A 6,489-nucleotide genomic window follows, 5' to 3' on the forward strand; every position below is an offset into this window, starting at 1 on the left:
GAGACGCCGGTGAGCGTGTCCGCGGCACCGGCTGCTGGGGGCGTCGCCCTGCACGCGCGGCTGAGGTTCTGATCCGGGGACGCCCTGGTCTCACGCGGAGCGCGGGGGCGGAGAAAAGCAACAGCAAAAGCCTCACACAGAGAACACAGAGGGAACTACAAGCCACAGAGGAAGCGTTTAGCTGTTCTCTCTCTGCGTCTCCGCGCCTCCGCGTGAGACTTCCGTTACGGGGCTTTGCTCAACCTGGATGACGAATGGTATGCACGCAGTCTTGTCATACGAAGGGATGGTGATGAAACGCCACACTTGCCTTGCGATCCTTCTCGCGCTCGCCGCCGCGGGGCCGCTGCTCGCGCAGGACCGCGCCGTCTCGCCGGGCGACCGGGTGCGGGTGACATCCAGCAGCATTCCGCGCACGAACGGGATCGTGCTGGAGACGAACCCGGACACGCTGGTCCTCCGCTCTGGCGGCGAGACGATCTACACGGCCTGGGCCGACGTGCGGACGCTCCACGTCGCGGAGGGCGGGGCGCGCGGAAGGTCCGCGTTCAAGTACGGAGCGATCGGCCTCGGCGCGGGTGCCGCGGCGGGGGCGGTGTTCGGCCTGGCCGCATTCGACGACGACGATTCCGGCGACGGCCCGTGCCTCGTCTGCTCGCCCGTCCATGCGGGGGTCTTCATGGGCGCGACGCTGGGGGTGATCGGGGGCGCGTTGGGATCGCTGGCGGGAGCGGCATTTCCAGAGGAGAGATGGAGGCCCGTGAAGGCGCCCGTTACCGTGTCCGCGGCGCCAGCGGCGGGCGGTGGGGTGACAATCGGGGCGAGCGTGCGCTTCTGATCGCCCTCACGTCCGGCCGCGTAGAGAACGGACACTAAGAGCCGCCGTCGCGCCCTTGCACGGGTGCGGCGGCGGTATGATTATCACTTCGTACGCCTGATCCCCCCGCGCATCCCTCCCCGTGCGCCCACAGCTTCACGAAGACATCGAGCGCTCCGCCGAGGCCGCGGGCTCCAGCGACCGTGCTTTCGGCATCGTGTTCGCCGTGGCGTTCGGCGCGTGGGCGCTCCTTCCGCTGCTCCACGGCGGCGGCGTGCGCGTGTGGGCGCTCGCGGGGGCGGCCCTCTTCCTGGCCGCCGCGCTCGCCCGGCCCAGCGTGCTGGCACCCCTCAACCGCGCGTGGACGCGCCTGGGGATGCTGATGGCGCGCGTGGCGAATCCCATCATCCTCGCCATCCTGTTTTACCTGGTGCTCATGCCGGTGGGTCTGCTGATGCGCCTCGTGGGCAGGCGTCCGCTCCAGCTCGGCTTCGACCCGCGTGCGCGCAGCTACTGGACGCCGCGCGAGCCGGGCCCCGCGCCGGACACCATGAAACGCCCGTTCTAGAGGAGCCTGTCCAATAAACCATGGTAGGGCTCCAGAGGGGAGGGCGGGAGAGATCTCATGCGAGTAGATTGTCCACAGCAATCGAACCCGCGTCGAAGAGCTGCCGATGAGCCACAACTTTCTCCCGTACGACCAGGATCAGCTGTACTTGATGCCACCCTCGGTACAGGAGTGGGTGGAAAAGGACAGCATGGCGCGATTCCTCTCGGAAGTGCTCGACGAGCTGGACGCATGCGGCAAGCTGGCGAGCTTCTACGCGGCGTATCGGACGGATGGCTGGGGCGCTCCGGCGTACCATCCGCTGATGATGGTGAAGGTGCTGCTCTATGGGTACACCAGCGGGGTGACGAGCTCGCGCAGGATGTCGGCGCTGCTGGAGGTGGACGTAGCGTTCCGGTATCTGGCCGCGAACAACCAGCCGGATTTCCGTACCATCAGTGGCTTTCGAACGACGCACCGGGAAGCGCTGGAGAAGCTGTTCACCGACGTGCTGGAGCTGTGTCGGGAGGCGGGGCTCGTGAAGCTGGGGCGAGTGGCGCTGGACGGGCACAAGGTGGCGGGCAACGCCTCGCAGTCGGAGAACCGGAAACGGGAGCAGCTGCAGAAGGAGGTGCAGCTGCTGCTGGAGGAAGCGGCGCGGATGGACGCGAAGGAGGACCGGGAGCACGGGCCTGAAGCGCGCGGAGACGAGCTTCCCTCGGGACTCAAGGATCCGGGGAAGCGGGCGGAGCGGCTGAGAAAGGCTCTGGCGGAGATCGAGAAGAAGGAAGCGGCGCTGCAGCAGGCGCAGGCGGAGCGGATCGCCGCGCGCAAACAGGAAGAGGAGCAGACCGGGAAGAAGAAAAGGGGCCCGAAGCCGAAGCCGCCGGAAGAGGTAAAGCTGCGGGAGGACGCACGGGCGAACCGCACCGATCCGGAGGGCCGGGTGCTGAAGGGGCGCCACGGATGGGTGCAGGGCTACAACGCGCAGGCCATCGCCGAGTGCGAGAGCCAGGTCATCGTGGCGCAGGAGGTGACCAACTCGGAGAGTGACGTGCACCTGTTGGCCCCGATGCTGGACAGGTGCGAGAAGCAGGCGGGAGCGCGTCCCGAACAGCTGCTGGTAGACGCGGGCTACTGGTCGGAAGCTAACGGCGCGCTGGATGGGCAGGGTGGAACCGATATGCTGATCGCGACGGTGCACTGGGCGAAGGAGATGAAGGACGCGCACCCGCAGCGCGACCAGATGGACGCGAAGCTGGAGAAGGAAGACGGGAAAGCTGCCTACAAGCTGCGATGCAGCACGATCGAGCCGGTGTTCGGGCAGATGCTAAACCGCGGGCTGGATCGCTTCCGCCTACGCGGCAAGCAGAAAGCGCAGCTGGAGTGGTCGCTTTGGTGCACGACGCACAACCTGCTGAAGCTCTGGAGGAACGCTCTGCGCGCGCGTAGGGCTCATTCGATGGCTGAAGTGATGCCCGCAATAGCCTGAGGGCCTCCCCAGGGGCACTTTCCGCCCTGCCGAGCGTCACGCCGCCCCGTGAGGATGCGCCCGCTGACGAGAGCAAGCTACCCGATGAGTTTTGCCCACTCACCAGGAGCCTACGAGGAAGCGCTCCAGAGCCCAATCGGATGGTTTGCTGGACACGCTCAGAGGAGATCCCCGGATGTCCATCGTCGCGGAGCTGTGGCACTACATGCGGGTGAGGAAGAAGTTCTGGCTGCTGCCCATCATCGCCGTCTTCCTGCTGCTGGGCGGGCTCCTGGTGCTGGTGCAGGGCTCGGCGCTGGCGCCCTTCATCTACGCGCTCTTTTAGCGGGTGCGGATCGCGGGGATCTCCGCCTACTACCACGACAGCGCGGCCGCCCTGGTGCACGACGGCCGCGTGGTGGCGGCGGCCCAGGAGGAGCGCTTCACCCGCCGCCGCCACGACGCGCGCTTTCCCCGCAACGCCCTCCTGTACTGCCTTTCCGAAGCCGGGATCTCGCTGGACGAGGTGGACTACGTCGCCTTCTACGACAAGCCCCTCCTCAAGTTCGAGCGGCTGCTGGAGACGTACCTGGCCTTCGCGCCGCGCGGCTTCGCCTCCTTTCGGCGCGCGATGCCGCTCTGGATCCGCGAGAAGCTCTTCCAGAAAGATCTCCTCGCGCGGGAGTTGAGATCACTCGCGCCGGGCACGCGGTGGGAGGAGCGGCTCCTCTTCGGCGAGCACCACCTGAGCCACGCGGCTAGCGCCTTCTATCCGTCGCCCTTTCACGAGGCGGCGGTGCTTACGATGGACGGCGTGGGCGAGTGGGCGACCACCTCCGTGGGGCACGGAGCCGGGAACCGGCTGGAGATCACGCGCGAGATCCACTTTCCGCACTCGCTGGGCCTCCTCTACTCCGCGTTCACCTACTACACGGGGTTCCGCGTCAACTCCGGCGAGTACAAGGTGATGGGGCTGGCGCCGTACGGAGAGCCGCGCTTCGCGCCCCTGATCCTCGATCGGGTGATGGACCTCAAGGAAGACGGCTCCTTTCGGCTGGACCAGCGTTACTTCGACTACTGCACCGGGCTGCGGATGACGAGCGCCCGCTTCCACGACCTCTTCGGCGGCCCGCCGCGCCGGCCCGACGAGCCGCTGACGCAGCGCCACATGGACCTGGCCGCCTCGGTGCAGGCCGTGACCGACGAGGTGGTGCTGCGCCTCACCCGCGCCATCGCGGACGAAACCGGGGCGAAGAACCTGTGCCTCGCCGGTGGCGTGGCGCTCAACTGCGTGGCCAACGGGCGGGTGCTGCGCGACGGGCGCTTCGAGCGCATCTGGATCCAGCCCGCGGCGGGCGACGCGGGGGGCGCGCTGGGCGCGGCGCTGGCGGCGTACCACGGCTTCCACGGCGGCGCGCGCGAGCCGGCCGCGGGGCTGGACGCCATGCACGGCAGCTACCTGGGCCCATCGTACGGCCAGCGCGACGTGGAGCGGGGTCTGCGTGAGGCGGGGGCGCGCTTCACCCTGCTGGACGACTCGGAGCTGATCGCGCGCACGGTGGATGCGCTGGAGGCGGGGAAGGCGGTGGGATGGTTCCAGGGGCGGATGGAGTTCGGGCCGCGGGCGCTGGGTGCCCGCTCCATTCTGGCCGATCCCCGCTCGCCGGAGATGCAGCGGCGGCTCAACCTGCAGGTGAAGTTCCGCGAGTCGTTCCGCCCTTTCGCGCCTTCGGTGCTGCGCGAGGACGTGGCCGAGTGGTTCGACCTGGACGTCGACAGCCCCTACATGCTTCTGGTGGCGGAGGTGGCCGCCAGCCGCCGGCGCCCGCCCGCGCCCGGCGAGGACGCCCTCTTCGGCATCGACCGGCTGAACGCCGCCCGCTCGACGATCCCGGCCGTCACGCACGTGGACCACTCCGCACGCATCCAGACGGTGCACCGCGAGACCAACCCGCGCTACCACGCCCTGCTCACGGCGTGGAAGGAGCGCACGGGGTGCCCGGTGCTGGTGAACACCTCGTTCAACGTGCGCGGCGAGCCTATCGTCCTCTCCCCGCTCGACGCCTTTCGCTGCTTCATGGGGACCGACATCGACGTCCTGGCGGCGGAGAACTGCTTCCTCCTGCGCGAGGAGCAGGACCCCGCCCTGCGCCTGTCGTACCGCGACGCCTTCGAAGCCGACTGAAAGGACCGAGATGTCACGCAAAGGCGCGAAGACGCGAAGGAAAGACACGGATGCCCTTTCTTTGCGCCTTTGCGCCTTTGCGTGAGACCATCATGCCCAAACCGCCGAAACCCCGCCGCCCGGCACCCGCGCCGCCAACCGCCGCGCCCGCGCCCTACGCGCCGCTCTCCCCGGCGCGGCGGCGGCTCTTTGCGGGGGTGATGCTCGCGGTCCCGCTGCTCTTCTTACTGGTGCTGGAAGGGGGGCTGCGCCTGGCGGGGTTCGGCGACTCGTACCCGCTCTTCGTGAGCGCGCCCAGCCAGCCGGACTACCTGTTCCCGAATCCGGAGGTGGCGCGGCGCTACTTCCGGGCGGGGAGCATCGTCCCACTGCCGCAGATGGACTTCTTTCGCGCGGAAAAGGCGCCGGGGAGCTTCCGCATCTTCTTCCAGGGCGAGTCGTCGGCGGCGGGCTTTCCGTACCGGCACGGCGGCGCGCCCTCGCGCATGCTGGCCGAGCGGCTGCAGGCCACCTTTCCCGACCGCGACGTGGAAGTGGTGAACACGGCGCTCACGGCCGTCAACTCGTACACGCTCCTCGACCAGTCGTGGGAGATCATCGCGCAGAAGCCCGACGCGGTGATGATCTACACGGGGCACAACGAGTTCTACGGCGTATTCGGCGTGGGCTCGTCGCAGTCCGGCGGGCGCTCACGCGCGCTGGTGAAGGCGTACCTCGCGCTCCGCCCGCTGCGCACCGTGCAGCTCCTGGCCCGGGCCCTCTCCCGCGCGCCGGCGGCGGACGCTTCCGCGCGCTCGGTGATGGAGCTGATGGCGGGCGAGCAGCTCATCCCATACGGCTCGCCGCGCTACCGTGCGGGACTCGCGCAGTTCCGCGCCAACCTCTCCGAGCTCCTGGCGCGCTACAAGGCGAGCGGCATCCCGGTGCTGATCGGCACCGTGGCCAGCAACGATCGCGGCCAGCGTCCGTTCGCCAGCGCGCTGCTGCCGGGCACCGAGCGCGCCGCGTGGGAGCGCGCCTACCGCGCCGGCGTGCAGGCGATGGCGCGTGGCGACACCCCGGCCGCGGAGCGCGCGCTGCACGATGCCGTGCGCATCGACAGCACCGCCGCCGACGCGTTCTTTGCGCTCGCGCGCTGCGCCGAGGCACGCGGCGACGTGGCGGGCGCGCGCGCCGCCTATCGCGCGGCTCGGGACCGCGACCAGCTCCGCTTCCGCGCGCCGGAGGACGTCAACCGCATCATACGCGAGGAGGCCGCCCGCCACGGCGCGACGGTCGTGGACACGCGCCGGGCGCTGGAGCGCGCGTCCCCCGGCGGCGTGGTGGGCGACGCCGTGATGCTGGAGCACCTGCACCCCAACGTGCAGGGCTACTTCGTGATCGCGGATGCCTTCTACCAGGCGCTGCGGGCGAAGGGGATGATCGGCCCCTGGACCCGCGCCGTTCCCGCCGCGCAGGCCCGCGCCGCG

At 69.4% G+C, this 6,489-nt stretch carries 6 protein-coding genes; all 6 read left to right on the plus strand.

What is annotated here, in order from left to right; genetic code table 11:
* Nucleotides 1–292: 292 nt before the first annotated feature.
* A complete protein-coding gene (locus VF647_03000) occupies nt 293–838 on the plus strand; it encodes a hypothetical protein (protein ID HEX8451034.1) in 546 nt (181 codons plus the stop codon).
* 121 nt (nt 839–959) lie between these two features.
* On the plus strand, nt 960–1,385 hold the full coding sequence (locus VF647_03005) for an SxtJ family membrane protein (protein ID HEX8451035.1): 426 nt from the start codon (nt 960–962) through the stop codon (nt 1,383–1,385).
* A gap of 106 nt (nt 1,386–1,491) precedes the next feature.
* Entirely contained in the window at nt 1,492–2,856 is a 1,365-nt protein-coding gene (locus VF647_03010) for a transposase (protein ID HEX8451036.1), read from the plus strand.
* Between the two features lie 175 nt (nt 2,857–3,031).
* A complete protein-coding gene (locus tag VF647_03015) occupies nt 3,032–3,181 on the plus strand; it encodes a DUF5989 family protein (protein HEX8451037.1) in 150 nt (49 codons plus the stop codon).
* A 3-nt stretch (nt 3,182–3,184) separates the two neighbouring features.
* Complete coding sequence (locus tag VF647_03020) at nt 3,185–5,020, plus strand: carbamoyltransferase (protein ID HEX8451038.1); 1,836 nt, start codon at nt 3,185–3,187, stop codon at nt 5,018–5,020.
* A gap of 92 nt (nt 5,021–5,112) precedes the next feature.
* The coding region (locus VF647_03025; protein HEX8451039.1) for an SGNH/GDSL hydrolase family protein at nt 5,113–6,489 on the plus strand (1,377 nt) is incomplete at its 3' end.

Origin of the sequence: Longimicrobium sp., assembly GCA_036387335.1 — a bacterium.
Taxonomy (GTDB): Bacteria; Gemmatimonadota; Gemmatimonadetes; order Longimicrobiales; family Longimicrobiaceae; genus Longimicrobium.

Excerpts from the sequence above, each read along its gene's own strand:
- VF647_03000 (HEX8451034.1), top strand. The coding sequence starts at position 293 with ATGAAACGCCACACTTGCCTTGCGATCCTTCTCGCGCTCGCCGCCGCG.
- VF647_03010 (HEX8451036.1), top strand. The coding sequence starts at position 1,492 with ATGAGCCACAACTTTCTCCCGTACGACCAGGATCAGCTGTACTTGATG.
- VF647_03015 (HEX8451037.1), top strand. The coding sequence starts at position 3,032 with ATGTCCATCGTCGCGGAGCTGTGGCACTACATGCGGGTGAGGAAGAAG.